The organism is Mesorhizobium sp. (assembly GCF_004963255.1).
GTDB lineage: Bacteria > Pseudomonadota > Alphaproteobacteria > Rhizobiales > Rhizobiaceae > Mesorhizobium.
In genome coordinates this window covers 53,467-79,744 of sequence record NZ_SUGA01000010.1, presented here as the reverse complement: position 1 = coordinate 79,744, position 26,278 = coordinate 53,467, and the positions used below count along the sequence as shown (strand labels likewise).

27 protein-coding genes are annotated in these 26,278 nt (G+C 63.9%); 16 read left to right on the top strand and 11 right to left on the bottom strand.

The genetic code is table 11. The features are described 5' to 3' along the window. Nucleotides 1–26 precede the first annotated feature (26 nt). Nucleotides 27–455: a cupin domain-containing protein gene (locus tag E5X34_RS13860; protein ID WP_292565404.1), complete on the top strand. Its 429-nt coding sequence runs from the start codon at nucleotides 27–29 to the stop codon at nucleotides 453–455. 102 nt (nucleotides 456–557) lie between these two features. Further along, nucleotides 558–851, top strand: a complete 294-nt coding sequence (locus E5X34_RS13855) for a hypothetical protein (protein WP_292565400.1) — start codon at nucleotides 558–560, stop codon at nucleotides 849–851. A gap of 40 nt (nucleotides 852–891) precedes the next feature. Here the strand turns inward: E5X34_RS13855 and E5X34_RS13850 are convergent, their stop codons facing one another. The 3 genes from E5X34_RS13850 to E5X34_RS13840 form a co-directional block, all read right to left on the bottom strand. After that, nucleotides 892–1,569 carry a lysoplasmalogenase family protein gene (locus E5X34_RS13850; protein ID WP_292565397.1) on the bottom strand — a complete coding sequence of 226 codons (678 nt, stop codon included), beginning with the start codon at nucleotides 1,567–1,569 and terminating at the stop codon, nucleotides 892–894. Further along, a complete protein-coding gene (locus tag E5X34_RS13845) occupies nucleotides 1,566–2,453 on the bottom strand; it encodes an EamA family transporter (RefSeq protein ID WP_292565394.1) in 888 nt (295 codons plus the stop codon). The genes E5X34_RS13850 and E5X34_RS13845 overlap by 4 nt, the downstream gene beginning before the upstream one ends. Before the next feature lie 87 nt (nucleotides 2,454–2,540). Beyond that, complete coding sequence (locus tag E5X34_RS13840) at nucleotides 2,541–3,332, bottom strand: DUF3108 domain-containing protein (RefSeq protein ID WP_292565391.1); 792 nt, start codon at nucleotides 3,330–3,332, stop codon at nucleotides 2,541–2,543. A 257-nt stretch (nucleotides 3,333–3,589) separates the two neighbouring features. On the opposite strand from E5X34_RS13840, the gene rpmB reads away from it, so the two are divergent. The 5 genes from rpmB (at nucleotide 3,590) to E5X34_RS13815 (ending at nucleotide 8,300) form a co-directional block, all read left to right on the top strand. Beyond that, nucleotides 3,590–3,886: a 50S ribosomal protein L28 gene (rpmB, locus tag E5X34_RS13835; RefSeq protein ID WP_040989302.1), complete on the top strand. Its 297-nt coding sequence runs from the start codon at nucleotides 3,590–3,592 to the stop codon at nucleotides 3,884–3,886. 107 nt (nucleotides 3,887–3,993) lie between these two features. Continuing rightward, nucleotides 3,994–4,680, top strand: a complete 687-nt coding sequence (locus E5X34_RS13830) for a queuosine precursor transporter (RefSeq protein ID WP_292565389.1) — start codon at nucleotides 3,994–3,996, stop codon at nucleotides 4,678–4,680. Between the two features lie 58 nt (nucleotides 4,681–4,738). Next, complete coding sequence (locus E5X34_RS13825) at nucleotides 4,739–5,410, top strand: hypothetical protein (RefSeq protein WP_292565387.1); 672 nt, start codon at nucleotides 4,739–4,741, stop codon at nucleotides 5,408–5,410. Between the two features lie 86 nt (nucleotides 5,411–5,496). Continuing rightward, nucleotides 5,497–7,272 carry a GtrA family protein gene (locus tag E5X34_RS13820; RefSeq protein WP_292565385.1) on the top strand — a complete coding sequence of 592 codons (1,776 nt, stop codon included), beginning with the start codon at nucleotides 5,497–5,499 and terminating at the stop codon, nucleotides 7,270–7,272. Nucleotides 7,273–7,490: 218 nt separating this feature from the next. Continuing rightward, entirely contained in the window at nucleotides 7,491–8,300 is an 810-nt protein-coding gene (locus E5X34_RS13815) for a hypothetical protein (protein ID WP_292565383.1), read from the top strand. A gap of 28 nt (nucleotides 8,301–8,328) precedes the next feature. Here the strand turns inward: E5X34_RS13815 and E5X34_RS13810 are convergent, their stop codons facing one another. From E5X34_RS13810 to E5X34_RS13795, 4 genes are all read right to left on the bottom strand, one after another. Beyond that, a complete protein-coding gene (locus E5X34_RS13810) occupies nucleotides 8,329–9,345 on the bottom strand; it encodes an esterase-like activity of phytase family protein (RefSeq protein ID WP_292565380.1) in 1,017 nt (338 codons plus the stop codon). Beyond that, on the bottom strand, nucleotides 9,342–11,240 hold the full coding sequence (cobT, locus tag E5X34_RS13805) for a cobaltochelatase subunit CobT (protein ID WP_292565376.1): 1,899 nt from the start codon (nucleotides 11,238–11,240) through the stop codon (nucleotides 9,342–9,344). The genes E5X34_RS13810 and cobT overlap by 4 nt, the downstream gene beginning before the upstream one ends. Before the next feature lie 54 nt (nucleotides 11,241–11,294). Beyond that, nucleotides 11,295–12,281, bottom strand: a complete 987-nt coding sequence (gene cobS, locus E5X34_RS13800) for a cobaltochelatase subunit CobS (protein WP_292565373.1) — start codon at nucleotides 12,279–12,281, stop codon at nucleotides 11,295–11,297. 123 nt (nucleotides 12,282–12,404) lie between these two features. Next, nucleotides 12,405–13,028, bottom strand: coding sequence for a J domain-containing protein (locus E5X34_RS13795; protein ID WP_042643766.1), 624 nt, complete (start codon nucleotides 13,026–13,028; stop codon nucleotides 12,405–12,407). A 136-nt stretch (nucleotides 13,029–13,164) separates the two neighbouring features. Between E5X34_RS13795 and E5X34_RS13790 the strand changes: the two genes are divergently transcribed. Next, nucleotides 13,165–13,467, top strand: a complete 303-nt coding sequence (locus E5X34_RS13790; protein WP_127865739.1) for a BolA family protein — start codon at nucleotides 13,165–13,167, stop codon at nucleotides 13,465–13,467. On the opposite strand, the gene E5X34_RS13785 is transcribed toward E5X34_RS13790, so the two are convergent. Further along, nucleotides 13,468–14,274, bottom strand: a complete 807-nt coding sequence (locus E5X34_RS13785) for an alpha/beta hydrolase (RefSeq protein ID WP_292565369.1) — start codon at nucleotides 14,272–14,274, stop codon at nucleotides 13,468–13,470. A 293-nt stretch (nucleotides 14,275–14,567) separates the two neighbouring features. Here E5X34_RS13785 and E5X34_RS13780 point away from each other — a divergent pair, with 293 nt between their 5' ends. Genes E5X34_RS13780 through E5X34_RS13770 form a run of 3 tightly spaced genes read left to right on the top strand, consistent with a single transcriptional unit; the run spans nucleotide 14,568 to nucleotide 19,404 of the window. Continuing rightward, a complete protein-coding gene (locus tag E5X34_RS13780; RefSeq protein ID WP_042643762.1) occupies nucleotides 14,568–16,517 on the top strand; it encodes a PrkA family serine protein kinase in 1,950 nt (649 codons plus the stop codon). A 19-nt stretch (nucleotides 16,518–16,536) separates the two neighbouring features. Next, entirely contained in the window at nucleotides 16,537–17,847 is a 1,311-nt protein-coding gene (locus E5X34_RS13775; protein ID WP_292565366.1) for a YeaH/YhbH family protein, read from the top strand. A 12-nt stretch (nucleotides 17,848–17,859) separates the two neighbouring features. Continuing rightward, complete coding sequence (locus tag E5X34_RS13770) at nucleotides 17,860–19,404, top strand: SpoVR family protein (protein ID WP_292565363.1); 1,545 nt, start codon at nucleotides 17,860–17,862, stop codon at nucleotides 19,402–19,404. 27 nt (nucleotides 19,405–19,431) lie between these two features. On the opposite strand, the gene E5X34_RS13765 is transcribed toward E5X34_RS13770, so the two are convergent. The 3 genes from E5X34_RS13765 to E5X34_RS13755 are packed head-to-tail and all read right to left on the bottom strand — an operon-like array spanning nucleotide 19,432 to nucleotide 22,120. After that, entirely contained in the window at nucleotides 19,432–20,328 is an 897-nt protein-coding gene (locus E5X34_RS13765; RefSeq protein ID WP_292565360.1) for a transporter associated domain-containing protein, read from the bottom strand. Continuing rightward, nucleotides 20,325–21,494: a 3-dehydroquinate synthase gene (gene aroB, locus E5X34_RS13760; protein WP_292565357.1), complete on the bottom strand. Its 1,170-nt coding sequence runs from the start codon at nucleotides 21,492–21,494 to the stop codon at nucleotides 20,325–20,327. Before aroB ends, E5X34_RS13765 begins: the two co-directional genes overlap by 4 nt. After that, nucleotides 21,491–22,120 (bottom strand): shikimate kinase, encoded by a 630-nt coding sequence (locus E5X34_RS13755; protein WP_126064163.1) that lies wholly within the window; start codon nucleotides 22,118–22,120, stop codon nucleotides 21,491–21,493. The genes aroB and E5X34_RS13755 overlap by 4 nt, the downstream gene beginning before the upstream one ends. A 190-nt stretch (nucleotides 22,121–22,310) precedes the next feature. Between E5X34_RS13755 and E5X34_RS13750 the strand changes: the two genes are divergently transcribed. The 5 genes from E5X34_RS13750 (at nucleotide 22,311) to E5X34_RS13730 (ending at nucleotide 26,259) form a co-directional block, all read left to right on the top strand. Continuing rightward, entirely contained in the window at nucleotides 22,311–22,463 is a 153-nt protein-coding gene (locus E5X34_RS13750) for a hypothetical protein (RefSeq protein WP_042643428.1), read from the top strand. Between the two features lie 13 nt (nucleotides 22,464–22,476). After that, nucleotides 22,477–23,391, top strand: coding sequence for a site-specific tyrosine recombinase XerD (locus E5X34_RS13745; RefSeq protein ID WP_292565353.1), 915 nt, complete (start codon nucleotides 22,477–22,479; stop codon nucleotides 23,389–23,391). 101 nt (nucleotides 23,392–23,492) lie between these two features. Continuing rightward, nucleotides 23,493–24,443, top strand: a complete 951-nt coding sequence (locus E5X34_RS13740) for an acetyl-CoA carboxylase carboxyltransferase subunit alpha (protein ID WP_126064161.1) — start codon at nucleotides 23,493–23,495, stop codon at nucleotides 24,441–24,443. 225 nt (nucleotides 24,444–24,668) lie between these two features. Continuing rightward, entirely contained in the window at nucleotides 24,669–25,958 is a 1,290-nt protein-coding gene (locus E5X34_RS13735) for a murein L,D-transpeptidase family protein (RefSeq protein ID WP_292565351.1), read from the top strand. A 49-nt stretch (nucleotides 25,959–26,007) separates the two neighbouring features. After that, entirely contained in the window at nucleotides 26,008–26,259 is a 252-nt protein-coding gene (locus tag E5X34_RS13730) for a sulfurtransferase TusA family protein (RefSeq protein ID WP_042643420.1), read from the top strand. Nucleotides 26,260–26,278 lie beyond the last annotated feature (19 nt).

Genomic DNA, 26,278 nt, shown 5'->3' with positions numbered 1-26,278 from the left:
GACATGCATCGAACCAAAGACCGCCAATGACCAGCGCCGCCGAGATCATCGCCACGCTTGGCCTCGCGCCGCACCCGGAAGGCGGCTGGTATGCCGAGACGTTTCGCGACGCCGCCGGCGGCCCGCGGGGTCATTCCACCGCGATCTACTTCCTCCTCGAGCAAGGTCAGCTTTCGGCATGGCATCGGGTGAAGGACGCCGCCGAGGTCTGGCATTTTTATGCCGGCGCGCCGCTGGCGCTGTCGATGCATGAGGAGGGCGCAGGCGTGGTCATCGAGCAGGTGCTTGGCACGGCCCTCGCCGCGGGCGAGCGGCCGCAGGTCGTCGTGCCGGCCGGCTGGTGGCAGTCGGCGCGCAGCTTAGGTGGATGGACGCTGGTCGGCTGCACCGTGGCGCCGGGCTTCGATTTCGCGGCCTTCGAGCTGGCCGAGCCGGGCTGGCAGCCGCCGACGTGATACCGAAAGACATGCCCCATTAACTGTGGTGCAACCAATGCTTGCCAGCATGTTGGATGATCCGGATAAGCACCGTTAAAAGAATTCCAGGGACGTGTCGAGATGAATGATCATCGGCTGCCCAGGCGAAACAAAGCACTCATTGCTGTCTTTGTCGCGATTGGCGTAGTAGGTCTTCTGTCGCGAGCTATTTTTCCGAAGAGCGTATTTGTCGCGCTGTTTGTAATGAGCACGTTCTTTGAAGCCTGCCTGATCTTCTGGTCTTGGAGACTTTTTCAGGAATGGAAGCAATCTCCAACGCTTCAAAGGCGCTTGTTCGCCGCGCTTTTTTTCATCGCCCTCGGTGCATCCTTATACATGACATACCTGACACTCCGTTCCATATTGCTGCGATGAGCATCAGTTTGCTGCCATCCATCGAACTCGCGACGAAGGATTAAGACGAACCCAACAAGAACCCCAGCGTGATCGCCAGCTGGGCGGCGTAATAAAGCACCCAGACCGCGTAGCGCATCCACAGGCGCTGCGGCGAGATCGCCGCGAGCAGGAAGCGCTCGGTCGCCAGCAACCCGTCCGAAGCGATGAACAGCACCGCGCCGGCGATGACCCATGCGCTGCCGCTGGTGAGCGCCGAAATGCCCATGGCGAGGATCGCCGCGACATAGACGGCGATCGGGATGCGCAGTTGCGGGCCGACGCAGCGCCAGAGCGCGGCAAGCATGACGATGCTGAATGCAGCCATGGTGAGCGCGATCGCGCCCCGCCAGGATTCGGCGCTCAACAGTCGGAGCCCGCCACCTGCCTGCGAGAACAGCGCGACATAGGCGATGTGGCCGGCGAGGAAGCTCGCCAGCCCGCCGAGGAAGGCCTTGTCGCCGTCGCGCGACAGGAAGGCGTCGCCGATGGCGCTCAAGCCCAGCGCCGCGACGAGCAGCAGCGGACCGCCCTGCATGGCGGCAAGCACGGCCAGCAAGGCGACGGCAAGCGTCTTTGCCGCCGTGCGCGTCCATTTCGGCGGCATGTCGAGCGCAAAGGCGTAGATCACGGCCGCGACGAACGAAAACAGAAGCGTCGCGTTGGCGTTGGCCTCGATGCCGCCGGGAAACGGCATCATGCGTTCACCTCTTTGACCGCCGGCTTGCGCATCAGCAGAGACTTCGCGGCCAGCGCGGCACCCCCGGTGATGAGCACGCAGGCTGCAAGGATGCGCAGCGACGGCTCGGCGACGCCGGCGGCGATCAGTACCAGCGTCGACAACAGCGGCGCGGCATAGCTCGCGGCGCCCAGCACCTGGATGTTGCCGCGCTTGACGCCGATGTCCCAGGCGTAGAAGGCCGCGCCGACCGGCATCAGGCCGAGCCCGATCACCGCCAGCCACTGTCCGGGGCCGTCGGGCAGCACGGTCTTCTCAAGCAGAAAATGGCAGACCAGCGAAAGCACCGACGTGGCCGCGCAGAACCAGGTGACGATGGAGGTCGGCACCGATGGGAAGCGCCGCGACAGAAGCGAATAGGACGACCACAAAAGCGCGCAGACGGCGGCCATCGCGTAGCCGAAGGCATAGCGCGCGTCGAAGGCCAGCCCGCCGCTCTTGGTGACGATCAGGAAGGTACCGGCAAGGCCGAGCAGCGCGCCGACGACATGGTTCCAGGCCAGCCGCTCGCCTGGCATCAGCGCGGAACCCAGCACGATCAGCAGCGGCCACAGATAGGCGATCAGGCTCGCCTCGACCGCCGGCGCGTTGCGCAGCGCCGTGAAGTAGAAGAAATGGTAGCCGAACAGGCCGGCTATGCCGATCACCCAGACCTGTGGCGGGATCTTCTCACTGCGGTCGGGCGCCGGCATCACCAGCCGGGCCGCCAGCCCGACGCAGGTGCCGATGGCGAAGGTGATGGCCGACAGCAGGAATGGCGGCACCTGCCCCGAGGCGTCGGTGAGCAGCGCCAGCAGCGCCCACATGGCGACCGCCGAAAACCCGATCAATGTTGCGCGCCCCATATCTCCCCTGCCGGCGCGCGGCGGCGCCTCGAGCAATTCCAGGAAAAGTGCCTTGCGGTTTTCCGTCCGGAATTGCGTAAAACTGAATTAATTTACCGCTTCGAACCGTCCGGCGCTGATGGTCAGCGGACCGATCTGGGTCCCAACCGTGGCGCGGATCGGCGCATATACGCCGGATTGACCGACCGGTGCAAACGTCACCAGCATGCGGCTCTTGTTCTTGAGGTAGTTTAGCGCCTTGCGTCCCTTGCGATAGCCCGCCACCGGCTCGAAGCCCATCTTGCAGGTCACCGTGTCGCCCTTGTAGCCCGGCACCGCGATCGACCCCCTGGAGGCATAGGTCAGTGTCAGGTCGGCGCGCATCTCGCCATCATAGAACTTGACCGTGCGTCCGCAGACCTTGTCCAGGCTGTCGGCATGGATGACGGTCGCGGCCATCGGATCGAGCACCGATTTCAGGTCTCCGTCGCCGATCGGCACCCAGCTCTTCGGATCGCGTTTCCCTGGAGCGGGAACGACTTGCGTGGAGGAGACCGCCCCGTTGCTGAAGCGGATGTCGACCATGGAGGACTTCTTGCCGGACGTATAGTCGGCCCTGAACGCCTGTGGCGTCATCCGCTTGTCGGAAATGATGCCTTTCGACGAAATCGTGCCTTTCGTGTCGTCGAACAGCCTGCCCAGCCCGGCGGCGGAGACGGTGCCGTTGATGGCGTAGGTATCGCCCACATAGCGGCTTGAAAAGGACGCCCTGGCAATCGAAAGGCCGAGATAGGACACCGTATATTCGCCCTTGAAGGATTGCGGGGCCGTGGCGGCGAAGCTTGTTGCCGGCACGGCAAGGGCAAGAAGGGTGGCGAATGCATGAGGTGGACGGAGCATGGCGGCTGGCGAATCCCTTGCGGTTCGGCCAGAACGCAACGGCTCCAGCCTAGCATATCCCTTCGCGAAGGGCTTATAGTATGAAATCCGGCCTTTATATGGAGCGCGCCCGACGGCAGGCGACGTGCCGGAGCTTGACGCAATGGCGAAATGCCACTATGGAACGCCAACTTTTCCAAAGGCCGCCTGACCGAGACCGCGCGCCGCCTGGCGCGGGCAGAATGGTTTGGCAGGTTTAGAAACTGAAGGTTAGACAAATGTCCCGCACCTGCGAACTCACTGCCAAGGCAGTCCAGACCGGCAACAATGTGAGCCACGCCAACAACAAGACCAAGCGTCGCTTCCTGCCGAACCTGGTCAATGTGACGCTGATTTCCGAAGCGCTGAACCAGAATGTTCGGCTGCGCATTTCGGCCAACGCGCTGCGTTCGGTCGAGCATCGCGGTGGCCTCGACGCCTTCCTGGTCAAGGCGGACGTCAAGGAATTGTCGCAGCGCGCTCGTCTGCTGAAGAAGCAGATCGCTAAGAAGCTTGCCGAGCAGTCGGCCGCTTAAAGCGTTCGGGCGCGGGACGACCGCCTCGGGCACCGGCCAGACCGGTGCTCGGATATGAGCGAGCGTCGCCTTGACGCTCGGCTGGTTCCATTACCCAGGATAAAAAAATGTATTTCCTGACGCGATACCTGCCCTTCGTGGCCGCCATGGCGCTTGTCGTCGTGGCCTCCAACATCCTCGTGCAGTTCCCGATGCAGGGTCAGATTGGCGGCCTGTCGCTCGCCGACCTGCTCACCTGGGGCGCCTTCACCTATCCCTTCTCCTTCCTGGTTACCGACCTCGCCAACCGCCGCTACGGCCCGGCCGTGGCGCGCAAGGTGGTGTTCGTCGGCTTCATGACTGCGGTGACTTGCTCGATCCTGGTCCCGCCCTTCCTGTTCCGCCATGGCCTGATCGAGTTCGAGACCGCCGCCGATCGGCTGGTGCGCATCGCGGCCGCTTCCGGCGCTGCCTTCCTCACCGCGCAATTGCTCGACGTCACCGTCTTCAACCGGCTGCGCCGGCAGAGCTGGTGGCGCGCGCCGATCGTCGGCACGCTGGTCGGCTCGGTGTTCGACACGCTCGTCTTCTTCGGCGTCGCCTTTTCCGCCGCCTTCGCCTTTGCCGGCCCCAATGACAGTTTCGCGCTGGAGACCGCGCCGCTGATGGGCGTGCTGCCGGTTGAGACGATGCGCTGGGTCTCCTGGGCGCTTGGCGACCTTTCGGTGAAGCTCATCATCGCCGTCGTGGCGCTGATCCCCTACCGGCTGCTCGCCGCGCGGTGGAGCCAGCCGGCGGTCGCCGTCGGAGCATGATCCCAAAAAGTGGGACTCGGTTTTTGGAAAAGATCATGCTCAAGTCAAAAGAGAGACCGTGATCCCCTGGGTTCAGCTTGATTCGGCCCGCACGCCCGATGGCGGCCAGGAATTGCGCCTGAAGCAGCGCGGCACTGAATTCTCGATCATGCTCGGCACCAACGAGCTGATGAACAGCCGCCTCAGCGGCTCCGAGGAGGCGCTCGCCAGGCTTTCCTGCGAGCGGATCGCCGGCCGCAAGCGGCCAAGCATCCTCATCGGCGGGCTGGGCATGGGCTTCACCTTGCGCGCCGCTCTCGCCGCGCTCGATGGCGATGCCGTCACTGTCGCCGAGCTTGTCCCCGCGGTCGTTGGCTGGGCGCGTGGGCCGATGTCGACGATCTTCGGCGGCTGCCTCGACGATCCTCGCGTCGGCATTCGCGAGGCTGATGTCGGCCAGCTGATAAGGACGCAGAAAGCCGCTTGGGACGCCATCCTGCTCGACGTCGACAACGGTCCCGAGGGCATCGTCTACAAGGGCAATGACTCTCTCTATGACGCGGCCGGGCTGGCCGCCGCTAGCGCCGCATTGAAACCAGGCGGCGTGCTGGCGGTCTGGTCGCAGGGACCGGACGGCGGCTTCACCCGGCGGCTGAAGCAGGCAGGCTTCGCGGTCGAAGAGGTCAACACGCGCGCCCACGGCAAGCGCGGCGCCCGCCACGTCATCTGGGTTGCAAGCAAGGCTCCGTGATCCGAGAGGATTGCCACGGCGGCTTTACGCTTTGTTACGGCTGATGGTGCAGGATCGCGAAAATTCTCCAAGGCTTCGCAACCACCATGACCGTGCACGCCACCGGTTGGAAAAATGATCTCCTGCTTGCGGCATGCGCTACCCTGGTGGTGCTGACGATCAACGCGGTTTCCGGCTTCCCCACCCTTGCGAATTATGGCGCCGACAATGATAGCATGCTGCGGCTGGTTGAGGTCCGCGACCTGCTCGCCGGCCAGGGCTGGTTCGATCTCCATCAATACAGGATGGGCACGGCGGGCGGCTTCGTCATGCACTGGTCCCGGCTGGTGGATGCGCCGCTCGCATTGCTTGTCATGGCCTTCGACGCGGTGGGCGCCAGCACCGCCACCGCCGAAAGGGCAGCGCAGATCATCTGGCCGACCACGCTTTACGGGCTGACCATATTCGTGCTCATGCGCGCCTCTCGGCGCTTCGCCGGCACCGACGTCGCGTTGCCGTCGCTCATCCTGTCGACGGCCGCGCTTTTCTTCCTGATGGTCTACAGCCCCGGCGTGATCGATCATCACAATGTCCAGCTGCTGCTGACGGCGGCCAGCCTTTGGCTTCTGATGGAAGCGCCCTTCTGGCGGCCTGCCGCCCTGCTGTCGGGCATTTGCGCCGGCCTGACGCTCGCTGTCGGCATGGAAACCGCTCCCTATGTGGCGACGCTCGGCATCTGCGCCGCGGTCCTGTTCATCCTCGACGATAAGGAGCGCGCCAGCGCGCGAGGCTTCGGCCTTGGATTTGCGGGTGTCGCCTTGCTGGCCTTCGTGGCGACCATCCGGCCCTCCGACTGGGGCGTTGCCCAATGCGACGCCTTCTCGTCCTTCCAGTTCGCGGTTGCGGCAGTTTCCGGCTTCGGCCTCGCGATCGCCTCGACATTGACAGTATCGACGGTCCAGGCACGGTTCGTTTCGATGCTGGCGCTGGCCGCGGTGGTCGCGGTGACTGTGAAAGCAGCCTTCCCGCAGTGCCTGGCATCGCCCTATGCGGGCATGGACGAGCGCATCCGCACCTTTTGGCTGGCCGACGTGGCCGAAGCGCAGCCCTTCTGGAGCGTCGCCATCCACCAGCCCAAGCTGATGGCGGCGCGCTATGTGACGCCCTTCATCGCGATCCTGCTGATCGGCTTTCAGCTGCGAAGCCGTCGCCTGCGCCGCGAGGAGATGCTTGCCACCATCCTGCTTGTCGTCGCCTTCGGCGTCAGCCTCTGGCAGGTGCGCGGCTCGACCTTCTCTGTCGCCTTCGCCGTGCTGCCGCTCTCGGCCTGGATCGCGCAAATCCGCCTCAGGGCCAGCGCCGCGCCCTCTTGGCGGATCTCCACCGCCATCGTCATGGCGTGGCTGGTCTCGCTCAATGCGACCTGGGCCGGGGTAGCGGTGGCGGCGCAATCCGTGGTCCAGAAGGCGCCGCAGCAGATCAATTCCGATCCCGATCATGCCGTGACCTGCGGCAAGCCGGACGACTTCCGCGATCTGGCCGCCTTGCCGGCGACGACGGTGCTTGCTTCGTCCAATCTCGGCTCGGGGATATTGATGTTCACCGGCCACCGGGCGCTGGCCGGCCCTTACCACCGCAATGTCGGCGGCAATCTCGCCATGCTCGACGCTTTCATGGGAACGCCGGAGGCAGCCCGCGCCGTCATCCAGCGCGAGCGAGTGGGATTGATCGCGATCTGCCGCGGCAACACGGAAGAGATATCGCTGGGCTTGGAAGCGCCGGATGGCCTTGCCGCGGCGTTGCTGCGGGGCGACCTGCCGGCATGGCTTGAACTGGACCAGTCGACAGCGGGCAAGCCGATCGAGATCTACAAGGTCCGTTGAATATCGGCTTGCGGCCAAATCAGCATGGTCGCCGGGTGCCTTGCAACGCCCTTGCTTTGTGCCGATGCAACATCACCTGGTGATTTGGAAACCGCAATTGAAGTCAGTCCGTGGATCATTGCAATCCAGCCTGTGCTTTGGTTAGCATTCCGCCTGGGCAGCGATATATCTATTCAAGAAATTTGGGTTCGGGTCCTTGGGATGGGGAAGGGTTATCCATGTCGGTCATAGACGGCGCGGCGGCGCCAGCATCAGCCAGACAAACGCTGCAGCATGTTGTCTCCCACATGGTGGCGGCGGTGAACCGCGCCACCTTCGTGGAAAAGCCGTTCTGGCACCTGGAAATGACCGATGTCTTCCCGGCGGACCTCTATCAGCGCATGCGCGCCGCGATGCCCGAGGCGCGCGAATATCGGGCGCTCAAGGGGCGCAACAAGGTGAATATCAAGGCCGACGGCACCGCAACACGGATCAAGATCGATCTCTATCCCGAATATATCCGCCATCTGCCAGCTGAGAAACGGGCCGTCTGGGCCCTGGTCGGCAAGGCATTGCACGCGCCGGAACTGAAGGATGCCTTCATGCGCCGCCTTGCCCCGGGCCTGGAGCGCCGGTTCGGCTCGGATTTCATGAAGGTCGGCATGTATCCGGTGCCGATGCTGACGCGCGACGTGGCGGGCTACAAGATCGGCTTCCACACCGACACGAAATGGAAGGGCATCACGGTCCAGTTCTATTTGCCGGAGGACGACTCGATCAACCATATCGGCACCCGCTTCGCCGAGCGCATGCCGGACGGGCGTTTCGAGAATTCGCACCGGATGTCGTTTTCGCCGAACACCGGCTACGCCTTTGCGGTCGGCACCGACACCTGGCACGCGGTCGACACTGTCGGACCAGAAGTCCGCACCCGCGACAGCATCCTTCACACCTATTTCGTCGACAACACAGCGACACTCAAGATCCGCAATCGGAGCAAGCGCGCCGCCAATTTCGTGATGAACGAAGTCCGCCACGTCAGCCGGTAACCTCCCGGCGCTCACCCGCCGGTCTTGCTCAGTCCTGGTGCAGGATGAATTCCAAATAGAGGCTGCGCTGCAGGATCGAATGGTTGTCGTCGGATACCAGCGACACCATCAGCGCGCCGTCCTCGCGGGTCCAGACGTCGAGCCCTTCCATATTGTCGATCTGGTAGCCCATGTCGGCTTCCATCAGCACCGGCCCGTCGGCGACCACGCCCTTCTCGACGCTCTCGCCATAGATGCGCCGCAGCCGCATCTTCACCCCGCGCGCGATGGAAAAACTCCGCTCAAGCAGCAGCAGGTCGCCGTCCGGCAGGAAGGCTCCGTCGGTGATGTCGAAATCGCCGTTGCGCTTGATGGTGAAGACGCCCTTGTGCGGACCTTCGATAATGGCGGCGTAGACATTGCCTGCCTTGTCGAGGCTCCTCTCCGAGACCACGACCAGCCCGCCCGCATGCTGGCCGTAAGGATTGGCATGGGCGACGGTCTCGAAGCCGCGGTTCTGGCGCAGCTCCTGGGCGGGAACCAGATAGTCGAGCTGCCTGATCGGCGCTTTCATATTGTCGGGGTCGATCTTGAACTGGGCGACGCGCTGGTCGCGCTCGAAGCCGACGGTGGCTGTGCCGTCCTTCACCGCGAGCCCTTCCGCGTCGACCTTCCATTTCCGGTCGATCGGCCGGCCCGAAGCATCGACCATCTTCTGCATGCGGAAATTCTTGACACCGGAGGGTCGCTTGCCGGCGTCATGATCGATCGTGCCGAAGAACCAGAAGCCGGCGTCGGCGACCCCGATGAAGTCGCTGCCCGGCTTCAAGAAACGAAGCGCCGACAGCGCGCCGAAATCGCGCGCCGGCGAGGTCATCTCCAGCCCGCCGACGAATTCGAACGGTCCGAACCGCGTCTGGTCGTGGCCGGTATGGAACTGGGTGATCGGCCGCGCCGAAATCTCGACGGTCTCGACAGGAGCTCTCTGGGCTGCAATGGCCGGCGAGGCCCAGGTCAGCACGCAGGCGAAGAGCGTCCGCCGCGCACGCCGCCCCGAAAAGATCATCCGGCGCGCCGCAGGCCGCCGCGGCGCGTGTCGCGCGCGCTTTCCTCGCCGAACAGCGAGGCGAGCTGTTCGGTCATGGCCCCGGCCAGTTCCTCGGCATCGACGATGGTGACGGCGCGGCGGTAGTAACGCGTGACGTCGTGGCCGATGCCGATAGCCAAAAGCTCGACCGGCGAGCGGGTCTCGATCAGCTCGATGACCGCCCGCAGATGCCGCTCCAGATAATTGCCCGGATTGACCGAGAGCGTGGAATCGTCGACCGGCGCGCCGTCCGAGATCATCATCAGGATCTTGCGCTGCTCGGGCCGGCCGATCAGCCGGTTATGCGCCCAAAGCAGCGCCTCGCCGTCGATGTTTTCCTTGAGCAGGCCCTCGCGCATCATCAGCCCGAGATTGCGCCGAGCGCGCCGCCATGGATGGTCGGCGGATTTGTAGATGATGTGGCGCAGGTCGTTGAGCCGGCCGGGATTCGGCGGCTTGCCGTCCTTCAGCCATTTCTCGCGCGCCTGCCCGCCCTTCCAGGCGCGGGTGGTGAAGCCGAGGATCTCCACCGAAACGCCGCAGCGCTCCAGCGTGCGCGCCAGGATGTCGGCGCAGGTCGCCGCGACCGTGATGGGCCGGCCGCGCATCGAGCCCGAATTGTCGAGCACCAGCGACACCACTGTGTCACGGAACTTGGTGTCGCGCTCCTGCTTGAAGGACAGCGGCTGCATCGGATCGATGACGACACGCACGAGGCGCGCCGGATCGAGATAGCCTTCCTCAAGATCGAAATCCCAGGAGCGGTTCTGCTGCGCCATCAGACGGCGCTGCAGCCGGTTGGCGAGCCGCCCGACGACGCCGGACAGGTTGGCGAGCTGCTTGTCAAGGAAGGCGCGCAGCCGGTCGAGCTCCTCTTCCTCGCAAAGGTCCTCGGCCCCCACCGTTTCGTCGAAGGCGGTGGTGAAGACCTTGTAGTCGATCTCTTTCGGCAAATTGAGGAACGGGTTGTCGTTGCGCTTGGCTTCGCCGGGCGTCTCGGCGTCGGAATCGTCCTCGTCGGAGAGGTCGTCCGATGTGGCGTCGGTCGCCTCCGTCTCGGCCGACTCTTCCTCGTCGGCGGAGGCTTCGGCATCTTCCGACTGCGACTGCTCGGAGCCGGAATCCTCCTCGCCGCCTTCCTCGCTCTGTTCCTCGCCCTGCTGCTCGTTCTCTTCGTTTTCCTCGGAGTCGTCGGTTTCCTGATCATCGCCGAGTTCCTCGGCCATCTCCATGGAAACCAGCATGTCGCGCACGACGCGGGCAAAGGCCTGCTGGTCCTCGAGCTTGGCCGAGAGGCCGTCGAGGTCGCCGCCCGCCTTTTCCTCGACCCAGGGGCGCCAGAGATCGACGAGCCGCTCGGCGCTCTTCGGGATCGCGCGACCGGTGAGCTTTTCGCGCACGATCAGCGCGATCGCTTCCTCGAGCGGCGCGTCGGCCTTGTCCCTGACGTCGACGAGATTCGCCTTGGTGTATTTGTCCTCGAGCATCGAGCCGATATTGTCGGCCACGCCCTGCATGGCGCGGCTGCCGATCGCCTCGACGCGCGCCTGCTCGACGGCGTCGAAGATGGACCGCGCGAGCTTGCCCTCCGGCGCCAGCTTGTTGTGGATGCGCTGATCATGGCAGGCGCGCTTCAGCGCCATGGAATCGCCGATGCCGCGGGTGATCGCGATGTCGTTGCGCGAAGCCTTCTTCGGCAGCTCGGGCAGCCGGGCGCGGTTGCCGGCCAGCGCCGGCCGGTCCTTGGCGAAGCCGACCTCGAGATCCTTGTCGCCGGCGACGGCGCGCATGCACACGGTGACGGCGCGCTTGAAGCTGTCCGCTTCAGACCCGTTCTTCGGCTTGTTGCGCGTGTTGTCGCCCGGACCCGCCATTGATCATTCCCTGCGCGTTTCATGCTGAGAGGCCGGAGGCCTTCAGCTGCGCGCCTAGCCCAGCACCACGTTGGCGGCGCTCTCCGGCAGATCCTCGCCGAAGGCGCGCTGGTAGAACTCGGCCACCACCGAACGCTCCAGCTCGTCGCATTTGTTGAGGAAGGTCAGCCGGAACGCCATGCCGACATCGCCGAAGATCTCGGCATTCTCGGCCCAGGTGATGACGGTGCGCGGGCTCATCACGGTCGACAGGTCGCCGTTGATGAAGGCCGAGCGCGTCATGTCGGCGACGCGCACCATCTTGTTGACGATGTCCCTGCCCTTGTTGTCGCGGTAGTGCTTGGCCTTGGCCAGCACGATGTTCACTTCATTGTCGTGCGGCAGGTAGTTGAGCGTGGTGACGATCGACCAGCGGTCCATCTGCGCCTGGTTGATCTGCTGCGTGCCGTGATAGAGGCCGGTGGTGTCGCCGAGACCGACCGTGTTGGCGGTGGCGAACAGCCGGAAAGCCGGATGCGGGCGGATGACACGGCTCTGGTCGAGCAGCGTGAGCCGGCCCGATGATTCCAGCACGCGCTGGATGACGAACATCACGTCCGGCCGGCCGGCGTCATACTCGTCGAAGCAGAGCGCGACATTGTGCTGATAGGCCCAAGGCAGGATGCCGTCGCGGAACTCGGTGACCTGCAGGCCTTCCTTGACGACGATGGCGTCCTTGCCGACGAGGTCGATACGGCTGACATGGCTGTCGAGGTTGACCCGCACGCAGGGCCAGTTGAGCCGCGCCGCCACCTGCTCGATATGCGTCGACTTGCCGGTGCCGTGATAGCCCGACACCATCACGCGGCGGTTGTAGGCAAAACCGGCGAGGATCGCCAATGTCGTCGCCTTGTCGAACAGATAATCCGGGTCGATGTCCGGGACATGCTCGGTCGCCGCCGAATAGGCGGGAACGACCATCTTGGAGTCGAAACCGAATTTCTCCTTCACCGACACCGTCGTGTCGGGCAGGTTGGCGATGTCGCGATCGACCTTGTTCATCTCTATCAACGTCTCCACGGGCGAAACGCCGCGTTTCGCCGGCAATCGATTTTGTCCGGGGGCGGTCTTAGAGCCTTTTCCAACCTTATGAAAGTTGGAAAAGACTTGGGACCGTAGGGCCGCTCAGCACAATCCTGCCTGCTTGAGCACGCGATAGGCCTGCAGCACATCGCGGAACCGGTCTTCCGAACCTCTGTCTCCGCCATTCGCATCCGGATGGTGGCGCTTAACCAGTTCCTTATAACGCGCCTTGATGTCCTGACCAGTCGCCTTTGTATCAAGGCCAAGCGTTTCCAGCGCCTTGGCCTCAAGCGGTTTTGCCTTGCGTTCGCGCGGCTCGCGCGCGCCTGAGCCGAACAGGTTGAACGGATCGCGCATGCGGTTGTAGTAGCCGGCGCGGCCCGAGCGCTGCTGCGCGAAATCCGGCGCCGAGCGCGTCCCGCCGCCATTGGCGCCCATGCGCCATGTCGGCCTGTGGCCGGTCAGCGCCTCTTTCTGGAAGCGTGCGATCTCGCTGTCCGACACGCCGGAGAAGTAGTTGAAGCCCTTGTTGTATTCGCGCACGTGGTCGAAGCAGAAGCGGAAATACTCGCCTTCCTTCAGGCGCCCGACCGGCGCCCGGTGCGTGCCGGCCTCGTTGCAGCCGTCCCACTGGCAGACCGGCGCGCGCGACTTCAGCTCGGCGTCCTTCTCCGGCCGGATCCGGATCTTTTCGAAATATTTGGGATACGCTTTCATCTCACCCATTTATGGGCTGTTCGCATATGCGAAACAAGAATTGACATTTCGCCGATGATCGCCCTAACCGCTGAATCGCGGCTTAAAAGCGGTCGAAATACAAGATTTTGCGGCTGTGCCGCATATGTGGTGAAGGGAAGCCCTGATGTCCATACAGGCCAAGATGGAAGACAAGCTGAAAGCCGCATTTTCGCCCGAACGGCTCGCCGTCATCAATGAAAGCCACCTTCATGCAGGCCATCACCATGTCGAGTCCGGCCATCACGCGACGTTCGACGGCACCGGCGAGACGCATTTCCGCGTCCGCATTGTCTCGCCGAGTTTTGCCGGCATGAGCCGCATCGACCGCCACCGCGCCGTCAACGAATTGCTTGCCGACGAATTGAAGGCAGGCGTGCACGCGCTGGCGATCGAACCGGCCGCACCCGGCGAGAAGACGCGCTGGTAATCAGGCCACCGTCGCCTTCAGGAAGGCCAGCACCGCCGCGGTCAAGGCGTCGCCATCTTTTCCGAAATCGCCATTGATCGACATATGCGTATAGGCGCTGCCGTCGAACAGCGTGACCTTGGTGCCGGTGGCGCGCAGGCGCTCGGCGAAAGCCTTCGACTCCTCGCCTCGCCCGGGCGCGCGCGAATAGGCGATGAAGGTCGGCGGATGTTTTTTGCCGTCGACATAGCTCGACGGCGACAGGGCCGCCCATTGTTTCGGGTCGGAGAAGACACGCGCATAGGCGCGCACCATGCCGCCATTCCTCGAAAGCGCGGCAAGATCGTAGGCCCGGGTATCGTCGAGGATCAGCGCGGCGACCCCCGGCAACCCTCCGCGCATGCCGGTCAGCGCGACCAGATGGCAGCCGGCCGAATGGCCCATGCCGACGATGCGGTCCGGATCGCCGCCATGCCGGGCGATGTTGGCGCGCACATAGGCATAGGCCTTTTCGACATCGCCGGCCTGGGTGGCGACATCGGCTTCCGGCAGCATGCGATAGTCGATCGAGACGAACACGAATCCATTGGCGAGCAGGAAGTCCGGCTTTGAGCCGACCTGGCTGCGCTTGCCGAACCGCCAGGCGCCGCCATGGACGAAGAAGACCACCGGCAGGTTCTTCGCTCCGGCCGGCGCGTAGATGTCGAGCTTGGCCGGACCGTAATCGAAGGTTTGCGGTTCCGGCTGGCTCGGACGCCCGGCGGCTGACGCCCCCGCCGGCAACAGCGCCGCCAGGGCTGCCACGATGAAGCTGCGTCGATCGATCATCGCCATCTCGGGTCAGGCTGTGTCCCGGCGGGCACGGGTGCTCGCCAAGCATCTCCTTTAAGAAGCAAAAATGACAACTTTCGGTGCGAAACCAAATCCGCTCCTTGACCGTCCGCTGGCAATCACCACGTATGTTCATAGGCGAGCATTTAAGGCCGAATCGGGGTGTCCCGAAGGCCAATGTCGGGGTGCATTGTGCGCTCTTCCTTCACATGAAGGGAACCACAATGCCTTCCGGTGGTTGATGAAGCGATGAGCCGATTGGCAGCCTATCGGCTCCGAGGCAAAGCATCATGCGCGAGAACCAATCCGACGTCTTCGATCTGTTTTCGGAGATCTATTCCAATGCGGCACAGGAAGAGATCAGCCTTCAGCAATATCTGCTGGCCTGCCGCGAGGACAAATCCATGTACGCCTCGGCGCCGGAGCGCATGGTCGAGGCGATCGGCGAGCCGAATCTGGTCGACACCAGCAAGGACGAGCGGCTCGGCCGGATTTTTTCCAACCGCACTATAAAGATCTATCCCTCCTTTTCCGACTTCTACGGAATGGAGGATACGATCGAGCGCATCGCCGGCTATTTCCGCTACGCCTCGCAAGGCCTCGAGGAGCGCAAGCAGATCCTCTATCTTCTCGGCCCGGTCGGCGGCGGCAAATCCTCGCTCGCCGAGCGGCTGAAGAAGCTGATGGAAGAGCGGCCGATCTACACGCTCAAGGTCGGCAACCAGATCAGCCCGATCTTCGAATCGCCGCTCGGCCTCTTCCATCCCGACCGGATGGGCGATCTGCTGGAGGACAAATACGGCATCGCCCGCCGCCGCCTGAACGGACTGATCTCGCCCTGGGCAGCCAAGCGCCTGGATGAGCTGAAGGGCGACATCTCGAAATTCAGCGTTGTCAAGCTGATGCCGTCGCGGCTGCGCCAGATCTCCATCGCCAAGACCGAGCCGGGCGACGAGAACAATCAGGATGTCTCGGCGCTGGTCGGCAAGGTCGACATCAGGCAGTTGGAGCATTTCAGCCAGTCCGACCCGGACGCCTATTCCTACAGCGGCGGCCTGAACCGGACCACGCAAGGCCTGCTCGAATTCGTCGAGATGTTCAAGGCGCCGATCAAGGTCCTGCATCCGCTGCTGACCGCGACCCAGGAAGGCAGCTACAACGGCACCGAGAATTTCGGCGCCTTCCCCTATCAGGGCATCGTCGTTGCCCATTCCAACGAATCGGAATGGCAGCAGTTCAAGAACAACAAGAACAATGAGGCCTTCCTCGACCGCATCCTCGTGGTCAAGGTTCCCTATTGCCTGCGCATCACCGAGGAGCGGCAGATCTACGAGAAGCTGCTGCGCGAAAGCGAACTGGCGAACAGTCCTTGCGCGCCCGAGGTGCTGGATATCCTCAGCCGCTTCACCGTCTCGACCCGCCTTGCCGAGCACGAGAACTCGCCGCTCTACACCAAGATGCGCGCCTATGACGGCGAGAACCTCAAGGAGATCGACCCGAAGGCGAAATCGGTGCAGGAATATCGCGACGCCGCCGGCGTCGACGAGGGCATGACCGGCGTCAGCACGCGTTTCGCCTTCAAGATCCTGTCGCAGACCTTCAACTACGACACCAAGGAGGTGGCCGCCGATCCCGTCCACCTGATGTACATCCTCGAAGAGGCGATCAAGCGCGAGCAATTCCCGAAGGAAACGGAGGCCGCCTATCTCGAGTTCATCAAGTCGGAACTCGCCAGCCGCTATGCCGAGTTCATCGGCCACGAGATCCAGAAAGCCTATCTGGAATCCTACAGCGAGTACGGCCAGAACCTCTTCGACCGCTACATCGCTTATGCCGATGCCTGGATAGAGGATCAGGACTACAAGGACCCCGACACCGGCCAGATCCTTAACCGCGAGGTTCTGGAGAAGGAGCTGTCGCAGGTCGAAAAGCCGGCCGGCATCGCCAACCCCAAGGACTTCCGCAACGAAGTGGTCAAATTCACCTTGCGCGCCCGGGCGCGCAACCATGGCCGCAATCCTTCCTGGACGAGCTATGAAAAGCTTCGCGAGGTTATCGAGAAGCGCATGTTCGGCCAGGTCGAGGACCTGTTGCCGGTGATCAGCTTCGGCTCCAAGCAGGACAGCGTCACGGAGAAGCGGCACAATGAATTCGTGCAGCGCATGGTGGAGCGCGGCTATACCCAGCGGCAGGTGCGCCGATTGGTCGACTGGTACATGCGCGTGAACAAGGCGGGTTGAGGAACGCCCGAACGGTGCCATGCCGATCTTCATCGACCGCCGTCTGAACCCGAAAGACAAGAGCCTTGGCAATCGCCAGCGCTTCCTCAGGCGCGCCCGCGAGGATCTCAAGCGCAGCATTCGCGACAAGGTCCGCACTGGCGGCATCGCCGATCTCGACCGCGAACACGCCGTGCCGATGCCGCGCAAGGGCACGGACGAACCGAGCTTCGGCGACGACAGGCAAAGCGGCCGGCGCCAGCATATCCTGCCCGGCAACAAGACGTTCAGCCCTGGCGATCTTATCGACAAGCCTGGCGGCGGCGGAGGCTACGGATCGGCTCCGGGGACTGCGGAATCCGAAGACGACTTCCGCTTCGTGCTGTCGCGCGAGGAGGTGCTCGACCTTTTTTTCGAGGACCTCGAACTGCCGGATCTGGTCAAGCTCAACCTCAAGCAGATACTGAGCTTCAAGCCGAGGCGGGCAGGCTTCGCCGCAAGCGGGGCGCCGACCAACATCAATGTCGGACGCACGATGCGCAACAGCCACGGCCGCCGCATCGCGCTGAGGCGTCCCAAGCAGGCGGAGGTGGACGAAATCGCCAAGCAGATCGCCGAGCTGGAAGCGAAGCAAGCAAGCGCCGCTGTGCGCGAACGCATCACGGCGCTGCGCGAAGAGCTTGAGCGGCTCGAGCGCCGGCGCAGGCGGATTGCCTATGTCGACCCGGTCGACATCCGTTTCAACCGCTTCGATCCTCAGCCCGTGCCCAATGCGAATGCGGTCATGTTCTGCCTGATGGACGTCTCAGGTTCGATGGGAGAGCGCGAGAAGGATCTGGCCAAACGCTTCTTCGTGCTGCTGCATCTCTTCCTGACGCGCCGCTACGACCGCATCGAGGTCGTCTTCATCCGCCATACCCACCAGGCCAAGGAGGTGGACGAGCAGACGTTCTTCTACCACACCGAAAGCGGCGGCACGGTCGTCTCCACCGCGCTCGAGGAAATGCACCGCATCATCGAAGAACGCTATCCGGTCGCCGAGTGGAACATCTACGCCGCCCAGGCCTCCGACGGCGACAACTTCGCCACCGACTCCGAGCGCTGCATCGAACTGCTCGACCGCAAGCTCATGCGGCTTTGCCAGTATTTCGCCTATGTGGAGATCATCGACGAGCGGGAAAGCCATATCTTCGGCTCGACCGAGAACGGCACGTCGCTCTGGCGCGCCTATAACGCCGTCGACGGCAAATGGCCGAACTTCCAGATGAGGCGCATTGCCGCGCCGGCCGATATCTATCCGGTCTTCCGCGAGCTCTTCGCCAGGCAGCCCGCCCTGCGCAAGAGCGCTTGAGGGGTTTCGGCAATGGTCAGCCAGGCGCGCAAATCCGAACTGCTGTTTTCCGGCTCGGACTGGAATTTTGCGAAGCTGTCCCGCGTCTATGACGAGATCGAGGCGCTCGGGACCGAAGAACTGGGCCTCGACATCTATCCTGTGCAGATGGAGGTCATCTCTTCCGAGCAGATGCTCGACGCCTATTCCTCGGTCGGCATGCCGCTGATGTACCGGCATTGGTCGTTCGGCAAGCGTTTCCTCTACGACGAGTTTCTCTACCGCAAGGGCGCGCGCGGCCTGGCCTATGAGTTGGTCATCAACTCCAACCCCTGCATCGTCTATCTGATGGAAGAGAACACCATGGCCCTGCAGGCCCTGGTGACCGCGCATGCCGCGCTCGGGCACAATCATTTCTTCAAGAACAATCATCTCTTCCGGCAATGGACCGATGCCGGCGGCATTTTGAGCTATCTGGATTTTGCCAAGGGCTACATCGCCCGATGCGAGGAACGGCATGGCCTGGCGGCCGTGGAAGCGATCCTGGATTCCGCGCACGCGCTGATGGAACAGGGCGTCTTCCGCTACCATCGGCCACCGAAACTGTCGTCCGAGCAGCAGCGCGAGGGGCTGCGCGAGCGTCTCGAATACGAGGAGCGCTCCTTCAACGATCTGTGGCGAACGCTGCCGCCCTCGCAGGGAAAGAGCAAGCCGGAAGCGGGGGACGAAATCCTTGCCGAACGGAAGAAATCGCTCAAGCTGCCGGAGGAGAACCTGCTCTATTTCCTCGAGAAGAACAGCCTCGTCCTTGAGCCCTGGCAGCGCGAGATCGTCAGGATCGTGCGCGTCATCGCGCAATATTTCTACCCGCAGCGGCAAACCCAGGTGATGAACGAAGGGTGCGCCACCTTCGTGCACTACACGATCATGAACACGCTGTTCGATCGCGGCCGCATCAGCGAAGGCGCCATGCTCGAGATCCTGCGCAACCACTCCAACGTGGTCTTCCAGCCGGCCTATGACGATCCGCGCTACTCCGGCATCAATCCCTATGCGCTTGGCCTCGACATGATGCAGGATATCCAGCGCATCTCGACGGCGCCCACCGCCGAGGACCGCGACTGGTTCTCGGACATTGCCGGCCGCGGCGACTGGCGCGACACCCTGCTCGACGCCTGGGCCAACCACCGCGACGAATCCTTCATCCGCCAGTATCTGAGCCCGGCGCTCATTCGCAAATGGCGGCTTTTCGCGCTGGCCGACGGCGCCGACGAGCCGCATTACGAGGTGGCCTCGATCCACAATGAGCGCGGCTATGCCAGGATACGGTCGGCGCTGGCGCAAAGCTACGATATCGGTGCCAGCCGCCCCGACATCCAGGTGGTCGACGTGGATCTGCTGGGCGATCGGCATCTGCGGCTGCAGCACAAGGTCAAGGACGGCATCATGCTCGAGGGCCAGAGCCGCGACGCAACCCTGCGCCATATCCGCAATCTCTGGGGCTACGAGGTCAGCCTGGCGGCAATCGACGCCGGGACCGGCGCGACGCTCAGCGAGCGCTGGACGAAGGAACTCTGAGCGACATGGCTTGAATCTCGGGACGCGTCAGCTTTCGCTGGCGGGCCTGATCCTCAACCTCGCAATGCGGTTCTTGTCGCGCTTCATGACGACGAAGCGCTTGCCGTGGAAGGTGAAGGCCTGCTTTTCCTCGGGGATCGACTGTGTCTCATGGATGACGAGGCCGGCGATCGTGGTGGCCTCCTCGTCGGGCAGGTCCCAGTCGAGCGCGCGGTTCAAGTCGCGGATCGGCACGGTGCCGTCGACGACGACCGAGCCGTCGGCTTCTTTCTTGACGCCCTGCATGTCGACATCGTGCTCGTCGGCGATCTCGCCGACGATCTCCTCGATGATGTCTTCCAGCGTCACCAGCCCTTCGACCTCGCCATATTCGTCGACGACGATGGCGAAATGCGTCTTGCGCCGCAGGAAGGCGTTGAGCTGTTCCTGCAAGGTGGTGGTGTCCGGCACGAACCAGGGCTTCGCCGCGATCTTCATCACGTCGATCCGCGAAAAGTCGTTGCCGACCTCGTTGAGGGCCCTCAGCAGGTCTTTCGCGTGCAGGACGCCGACGATGTTGTCGAGCGAGCCCTTCCACAGCGGCATGCGGGTGTGCGGACTCGTGAGGATCTCGCGCACCACCGCCTCCGGCGTATTGTCGGCATTGACCGAGCGCATATTGGTGCGGTGGACCATGACGTCCGACACTTCGAGCTCATCAAGCTCGAAGAGGCCCTCGAGCCGGTCGCGCTCCTCGCGGTCCGCTTCGCCGCCACGACGGGAATCGTCGCTGTCATGATCCTTGCCGTTGCGCTCGGATCGCTGCTGCGGCTCGATCGGCCGCAGCGCGTAGCCGAAAGCGGCAAGCAAGCGGGCGCGGAACAGAAGCGCCACGATCACGATGGCGGCGAGGACGGCTGCGACAATCCAGCCGGCGTCGATCATCCGGGACGGCTCCTCTTGGACCGTTCGGGATGGCTCGTCTTGAGCGCCGCGGGATGACTCATCTTGAGGAAGGAAAGCACTTCCGAGGGCGGCACGTCCTTGGCGATGAACGACTGGCCGATGCCGCGCGTCAGGATGAAGGTCAGCGCGCCGCGCGAGACCTTCTTGTCCTGCGTGATGAAGGAAAGCAGCGCCTCGGCGTCCGGCAACTCGCCGGGAATATCGGCCATGCGCCAGGGCAGGCCGACGGCGCTGAGATGCGCCTCGACGCGTTCCGCGTCGTCCGGGCTCGCCAGGTTGAGCCGCGCCGAAAAGCGATGCGCCAGCGCCATGCCGATGGCGACGCCTTCGCCATGGACGAGGCGCGCGCCGTCATAGTGCGTGGCGGCTTCCAGCGCATGACCGAATGTGTGGCCGAGATTGAGCAGCGCGCGGTCGCCGGTCTCGAACTCGTCACGGGCGACGACATCGGCCTTGGCGCGGCAGGCCTCGGCGATCGCCTCGACGCGCGCCGGGCCGCCGGCAAAGACGTCGCGCCAGTTCTGTTCCAGCCAGGCGAAGAAGGCGGGGCGATCGATCAGCCCGTATTTGGCAAGCTCGGCATAGCCGGCGCGGAACTCGCGGATGGGCAGCGTGTCGAGCACTTGGGTGTCGGCCAGCACCAGCCTGGGCTGGTGGAAGACGCCGACCAGGTTCTTGCCGCGCGGGCTGTTGATGCCGGTCTTGCCGCCGACGGAGGAATCGACCTGCGCCAAGAGCGAGGTCGGGATCTGCACGAAATTCATGCCGCGCCGCACGATGCCGGACGCAAAACCGGCGAGGTCGCCGATGACGCCGCCGCCGAGCGCGATCACCACGTCGCGGCGTTCGAGCTTGGCGGCGAGCACGCCGTCGACCACCTGCTCGAGATGGGCGAAGCTCTTGGTCTTCTCCCCGGCGGGCAATGTGATGACGGCGGACTGGATGCCGCCTTTCTCCAATCCCGCCTTCAGCGTGTCGAGATGCGCGGCGGCGACGTTCTCGTCGGTGACGATGGCCGCGCGGGTGCCGGGAAGCCGGCGCGCGATCTCCCCGCCGGCGCACGCCAGCAATCCGGAACCGATAAGGATGTCATAGGCGCGGTCGCCGAGCCCAACCTCGACCTTCACCGGTTCGGCATGGCTCACGGCTGCACCTCGTCATTTGTGGCGCCTGTAGCGCCCGTCGCGATCGCCTCGACGCCGAGATGGGCGCAGAGCGCCGCGACGACTTCGCCGGCGATGATCTCCTTGCGATCGTCGCGCGTCGGCACGGTGAGGTCGGCGGCGGCATAGACCGGATAACGCTCGCCCATCAGCTTTTCCAGCACGGCGCGCGGATCGGGGTTCTTCAACAGCGGCCGGTTCTGCTTCTTGGAGACGCGCTCCATCAAGAGGTCCAGATCGGCCTTCAGCCAGACCGATATGCCATGCGCGGAAATCGCCTCGCGCGTCTGCGCGTTCATGAAGGCGCCGCCGCCGGTCGACAGCACCTGCGGGCCGTTCTCCAGCAGGCGCAGGATCACGCGCTGCTCCAGCGCCCGGAATTCCGGCTCGCCATAGCGCTCGAACAGTTCCGGAACCGTCATGCGCGAGACGCTTTCGATCTCCTGGTCGCTATCCATGAAGGGCAGCGACAGCATCGTCGCCACCTTGCGGCCGATCGCCGTCTTGCCGGCCCCCATCAGCCCGACGAAGACGATCGAACGGCTGCCGAGCCGCTCGACCAGCGCGGCACAGCCTTCGTCCGTCGGATTTGGTGGCAGAGCGTTCATCAGGGCCTCTTTGCGCCGTATCGACATCAAAAGCCCGTTTACGTCAAGCACAGCTGGACAAAGCTCCAGAAAGCCTTTCCGGCAAAAACCTGCGGCGACCGGAATCCTTCGTCCTTGAATTGCCCGGTTTGGCGTCCCATAAGGGCACAGGGCTTTGGAAACGCAGAACAACAAGACGGGCGAAATTTGAATGCCGACTTTGTTTCGCTTCGTCGTGACGCTGGCGGTTCTTGCAGGCATTGCCTATGGCGCGATGTTCGCGCTGGCGATGTTCGTGGAGCCCAAAAAAGCGGAAATGAGCATCCGCATTCCCGCCGAGAAGCTCAACCCCAAGAAGAACTGACAAACCCGGCCCGATGAACAGCGCCGCCCGGATCGAAGCCTTCCTCGAAATGATGAGCGCCGAACGGGGGGCGGCCGAGAACACGCTTGCCTCCTACCGCCGCGACCTCGAGGACGCTTCCGAAGCGATCAAGGGCGGACTTGCGGGCGCTGGATCGGCCGACATCCGCGCCTATCTCGACGAAATTGCCGCGCGCGGCTTCGCGCCGACCTCGCAGGCGCGCAAATTGTCGGCGGTCCGCCAGTTCTTCAAATTCCTCTACGCCGAGGGACTGCGCGGTGACGACCCGACCGGCACGCTCGACAGCCCGCGCAAGGGCCGGCCGCTGCCGAAGACGATGAGCGAGGCCGAGACCGGCCGCCTGCTCGACCGGGCGGCGCAGGAAGCCGGCGAAGCTGGTCCGGATGGCGACCGGATGGCGGCGTTGCGCCTGCACGCGCTGGTCGAGGTGCTCTACGCCACGGGCCTGCGCGTGTCGGAGCTGGTCGGCCTGCCGGTGACGGTGGCGTTGCGCGACGACCGCTTCTTCATGGTGCGCGGCAAGGGCGACAAGGAACGCATGGTGCCGCTGTCGGCCAAGGCGCGCGCGGCCATGCGCGCCTGGCTTGCCGCAAGGGCCGAGCGCCCGGCCTTTGCCGAGAGCCCGTTCCTGTTTCCCGCCTCCTCCGACAGCGGCCATCTTTCCAGGCAGGTTTTCGCCCGCGATCTCAAGGGCTTGGCCGCTCGGTCGGGGATAGCTGCGGCGAAAATCTCGCCGCATGTGCTTCGCCATGCTTTTGCCAGCCATCTCCTGCAGAACGGCGCCGACCTCAGAGCCGTTCAGCAACTCCTTGGCCATGCCGACATCTCGACCACGCAGATCTACACCCATGTGCTGGAGGAGCGGCTGGTGCGGCTGGTCAACGATCATCATCCGCTTGCCGACTAGGCCTCATATCGCTATGTGAGGGCGACGTTCCACCGCCCGGAGCCGGCATTTCAGCGGTTCCGCCAGCCATTTCGCCTTCCGACGGATCGGTCCGCTCAAGCATGTACAACTACCTCGACTTCGAAAAGCCGGTGCAGGATCTGGAGCTCAAGATCCTCGAGCTGAAGAAGCTTGCCGAGAACGGCGAGGCGGTCGATGTCGCCGAAGAGATCAGCCGGCTGGAAAAGCGTTCGCGCGACGCCTTGCGCGACCTCTACAAGGCGCTCACCCCCTGGCAAAAGGTGCAGGTCGCGCGCCATCCCGACCGCCCGCATTGCGTCGACTACATCAAAGGGCTGTTCACCGATTTCACGCCCTTGGCGGGCGACCGCAATTTCGGCGACGACCAGGCGATCGTCGGCGGCTTCGCCCGTTTCCGCGGCGAGCCGGTGGCGGTGATCGGCCAGGAAAAGGGATCGGACACGGCAAGCCGCATCAAGCACAATTTCGGCTCGGTGCGACCCGAGGGCTATCGCAAGGCGGTGCGCCTCATGGAACTGGCCGACCGTTTCAAGATCCCGCTTCTGACGCTGGTCGACACCGCCGGCGCCTATCCCGGCGTCGGCGCCGAGGAGCGCGGCCAGGCCGAAGCGATCGCACGTTCGACTTCCGCCTGCCTTTCGCTGAAAGTGCCGTCGATCTCGGTGGTCATCGGCGAAGGCGGCTCCGGCGGCGCCATTGCGATCGCCACCGCCAACCGGGTCTATATGCTGGAGCACGCCATCTATTCGGTGATCTCGCCGGAGGGTGCCGCTTCGATCCTGTGGCGTGACACCACCCGCTCCAAGGACGCGGCGACCAACATGAAGATCACCGCGCAGGATCTGCTCGAGATGAAGATCATCGACGCCATCATTCCCGAGCCGATGGGCGGCGCCCAGCGCGCGCCGGAGACGGTGATTGCCTCCACCGGCGACCTCATCGCCAGGACGATGAAGGACTTTGCCGGCGCCAACACCGATTTCCGCGAGCAGCGCCGCGAGAAGTATCTGGCGATGGGCCGAAGCCTTTAATCGGGCCTCTGCTGGTAAACTGTGGCGGCAATGACCAATTTCGCCACAAAAATGCCGCCGGATTCGGCTCAATGGGATTTGCCGTGAGGGGTTTGCCCAGATTGTGACGAAGGCTTGCGGTAAGGAATTTTCAAGGTTAACGGGCTTACGGTCCACTGGTGTTCAGCCTGCGGGCCCGGCCATGTCGAGAGTCGTTGGCCCGAGAGAAGAGACGTAGCCGCACCGATGTTTGCCAAGCTTGCCCGCACCGGAGTCCTGATCGCCGCCATCGGCGTCGCCGGCTGCAATGATTCGTCGATGAAGGATTTCGCGCCGGAGGCCAACAAGCCGCTGCCGGACAAGATCCTCGCCGACATGAAGGCCAAGGGCATGGTGCGCACCTCCTCGGTGATGGCGCGCATCTTCAAGGAAGAAGGCAAACTGGAGATCTGGAAGGCCAAGACCAACGGCCGCTACGATCTCGTCGCCACCTACGACATCTGCAAATGGTCGGGAAAGCTCGGCCCCAAATACACCGAGGGCGACCGCCAGGCGCCGGAAGGCTTCTACACGGTGCGCCCGTCGCAGATGAACCCGCGCTCGAATTACCATCTGTCGTTCAACATCGGCTTCCCCAACGCCTATGACCGCGCCAATGGCCGCACCGGCCAGAACCTGATGGTGCACGGCGCCTGCTCGTCCTCCGGCTGCTATTCGATGACCGACGCGCAGATCGAGCAGATCTATGCCTTCGGCCGCGACGCCTTCCAGGGCGGCCAGACCGAGTTCCAGATCCAGGCCTTCCCCTTCCGCATGACCGCCGCCAACATGGCGCGCTACCGCAACGACCCGAACTACGAATTCTGGAAGATGCTGAAGGTCGGCTACGACAATTTCGAGATCACCAAGGTGCCGCCGAAGGTTGACGTCTGCGAGAAGCGCTACGTCTTCAACCAGGTCGCGCCGGAAGGCACGACTTTCGACCCGACCGGCCCCTGCCCCCCGACGACGCAGCCGGATTCGCTGAAGACCGCCTACACGAATTACGAGAAGAGCTATGACGCGGCCTTCAGTTCGGCCGTGAATTCCAGCAACCCGCCGCCGAAGCCGACGATTGCCGGCATCAAGGAAGCCAGCATCGTCTCGGACTGGTCGAAGCGCCGCGCCCGCGGCGAGCGCGTGCCGATTGAACCGCCGTCGTTGAACGCCGACGGCTCGGTGACGGAAACGACTCGCATGGGCCGCATCGATTCCCCGGCTGGCCGCAAGATGGCCGCGCTCGACGCGGAGAAGGAAGCCAAGCGCAAGGCCGAAGAGCAGCGCCTGGCGGCGATCGAGGCGGCCAAGGCCGCCAAGGAACAGGCCAAGGCGCAAGCGCTGGCTGAGAAGGAAGCCGCCAAGCAGGCCGCGCAGCAGCCGGTCGTCACCGCCGGCGTCGAGCCAGCGCCCGCGCAGGAAACCCAGCAGGCCGCCGACGCCGACCAGGGCACCGTGTCGAAGCTGAAGAAGAAGCTGCTCGGCATGTTCGGCGGCTGAGACCCAATGCATGTCGCCCAAAAGTGTAAGGCGATTTTGGGATAACGACATGCATGAACAAAGGGCAAAGCCGCCTGCCATCTACGATCTCAAGGGACTGAACTGTCCGTTGCCGGTGCTGAAAGCCCGCAAGCGGCTGGCCGCCATGCGGCCGGGCAGCCGGCTTTGGCTGGAAACCACCGATCCGCTCGCGGTCATCGACATCCCGGCCTTCTGCGCCGATGCCGGCCACCAATTGGTCGAAACGGCCGCGGTCACCGGCGGCCACCGCTTCCTGGTCGAACGCGGCAGCGCCGCCTGAGCCGGCGTCGTTTTTTTGC

Excerpts from the sequence above, each read along its gene's own strand:
- E5X34_RS13845 (WP_292565394.1), bottom strand. The coding sequence starts at position 2,453 with ATGGGGCGCGCAACATTGATCGGGTTTTCGGCGGTCGCCATGTGGGCG.
- E5X34_RS13815 (WP_292565383.1), top strand. The coding sequence starts at position 7,491 with ATGTCGGTCATAGACGGCGCGGCGGCGCCAGCATCAGCCAGACAAACG.
- cobT (WP_292565376.1), bottom strand. The coding sequence starts at position 11,240 with ATGGCGGGTCCGGGCGACAACACGCGCAACAAGCCGAAGAACGGGTCT.
- E5X34_RS13780 (WP_042643762.1), top strand. The coding sequence starts at position 14,568 with ATGCGCGAGAACCAATCCGACGTCTTCGATCTGTTTTCGGAGATCTAT.
- E5X34_RS13850 (WP_292565397.1), bottom strand. The coding sequence starts at position 1,569 with ATGATGCCGTTTCCCGGCGGCATCGAGGCCAACGCCAACGCGACGCTT.
- E5X34_RS13795 (WP_042643766.1), bottom strand. The coding sequence starts at position 13,028 with ATGGGTGAGATGAAAGCGTATCCCAAATATTTCGAAAAGATCCGGATC.
- E5X34_RS13770 (WP_292565363.1), top strand. The coding sequence starts at position 17,860 with ATGGTCAGCCAGGCGCGCAAATCCGAACTGCTGTTTTCCGGCTCGGAC.
- E5X34_RS13740 (WP_126064161.1), top strand. The coding sequence starts at position 23,493 with ATGTACAACTACCTCGACTTCGAAAAGCCGGTGCAGGATCTGGAGCTC.
- E5X34_RS13745 (WP_292565353.1), top strand. The coding sequence starts at position 22,477 with ATGAACAGCGCCGCCCGGATCGAAGCCTTCCTCGAAATGATGAGCGCC.
- E5X34_RS13860 (WP_292565404.1), top strand. The coding sequence starts at position 27 with ATGACCAGCGCCGCCGAGATCATCGCCACGCTTGGCCTCGCGCCGCAC.
- E5X34_RS13775 (WP_292565366.1), top strand. The coding sequence starts at position 16,537 with ATGCCGATCTTCATCGACCGCCGTCTGAACCCGAAAGACAAGAGCCTT.
- E5X34_RS13755 (WP_126064163.1), bottom strand. The coding sequence starts at position 22,120 with ATGAACGCTCTGCCACCAAATCCGACGGACGAAGGCTGTGCCGCGCTG.
- E5X34_RS13855 (WP_292565400.1), top strand. The coding sequence starts at position 558 with ATGAATGATCATCGGCTGCCCAGGCGAAACAAAGCACTCATTGCTGTC.
- E5X34_RS13750 (WP_042643428.1), top strand. The coding sequence starts at position 22,311 with ATGCCGACTTTGTTTCGCTTCGTCGTGACGCTGGCGGTTCTTGCAGGC.
- E5X34_RS13790 (WP_127865739.1), top strand. The coding sequence starts at position 13,165 with ATGTCCATACAGGCCAAGATGGAAGACAAGCTGAAAGCCGCATTTTCG.
- rpmB (WP_040989302.1), top strand. The coding sequence starts at position 3,590 with ATGTCCCGCACCTGCGAACTCACTGCCAAGGCAGTCCAGACCGGCAAC.
- E5X34_RS13735 (WP_292565351.1), top strand. The coding sequence starts at position 24,669 with ATGTTTGCCAAGCTTGCCCGCACCGGAGTCCTGATCGCCGCCATCGGC.
- E5X34_RS13765 (WP_292565360.1), bottom strand. The coding sequence starts at position 20,328 with ATGATCGACGCCGGCTGGATTGTCGCAGCCGTCCTCGCCGCCATCGTG.
- E5X34_RS13730 (WP_042643420.1), top strand. The coding sequence starts at position 26,008 with ATGCATGAACAAAGGGCAAAGCCGCCTGCCATCTACGATCTCAAGGGA.
- E5X34_RS13820 (WP_292565385.1), top strand. The coding sequence starts at position 5,497 with ATGACCGTGCACGCCACCGGTTGGAAAAATGATCTCCTGCTTGCGGCA.
- E5X34_RS13830 (WP_292565389.1), top strand. The coding sequence starts at position 3,994 with ATGTATTTCCTGACGCGATACCTGCCCTTCGTGGCCGCCATGGCGCTT.
- E5X34_RS13785 (WP_292565369.1), bottom strand. The coding sequence starts at position 14,274 with ATGATCGATCGACGCAGCTTCATCGTGGCAGCCCTGGCGGCGCTGTTG.
- E5X34_RS13840 (WP_292565391.1), bottom strand. The coding sequence starts at position 3,332 with ATGCTCCGTCCACCTCATGCATTCGCCACCCTTCTTGCCCTTGCCGTG.
- cobS (WP_292565373.1), bottom strand. The coding sequence starts at position 12,281 with ATGAACAAGGTCGATCGCGACATCGCCAACCTGCCCGACACGACGGTG.
- E5X34_RS13810 (WP_292565380.1), bottom strand. The coding sequence starts at position 9,345 with ATGATCTTTTCGGGGCGGCGTGCGCGGCGGACGCTCTTCGCCTGCGTG.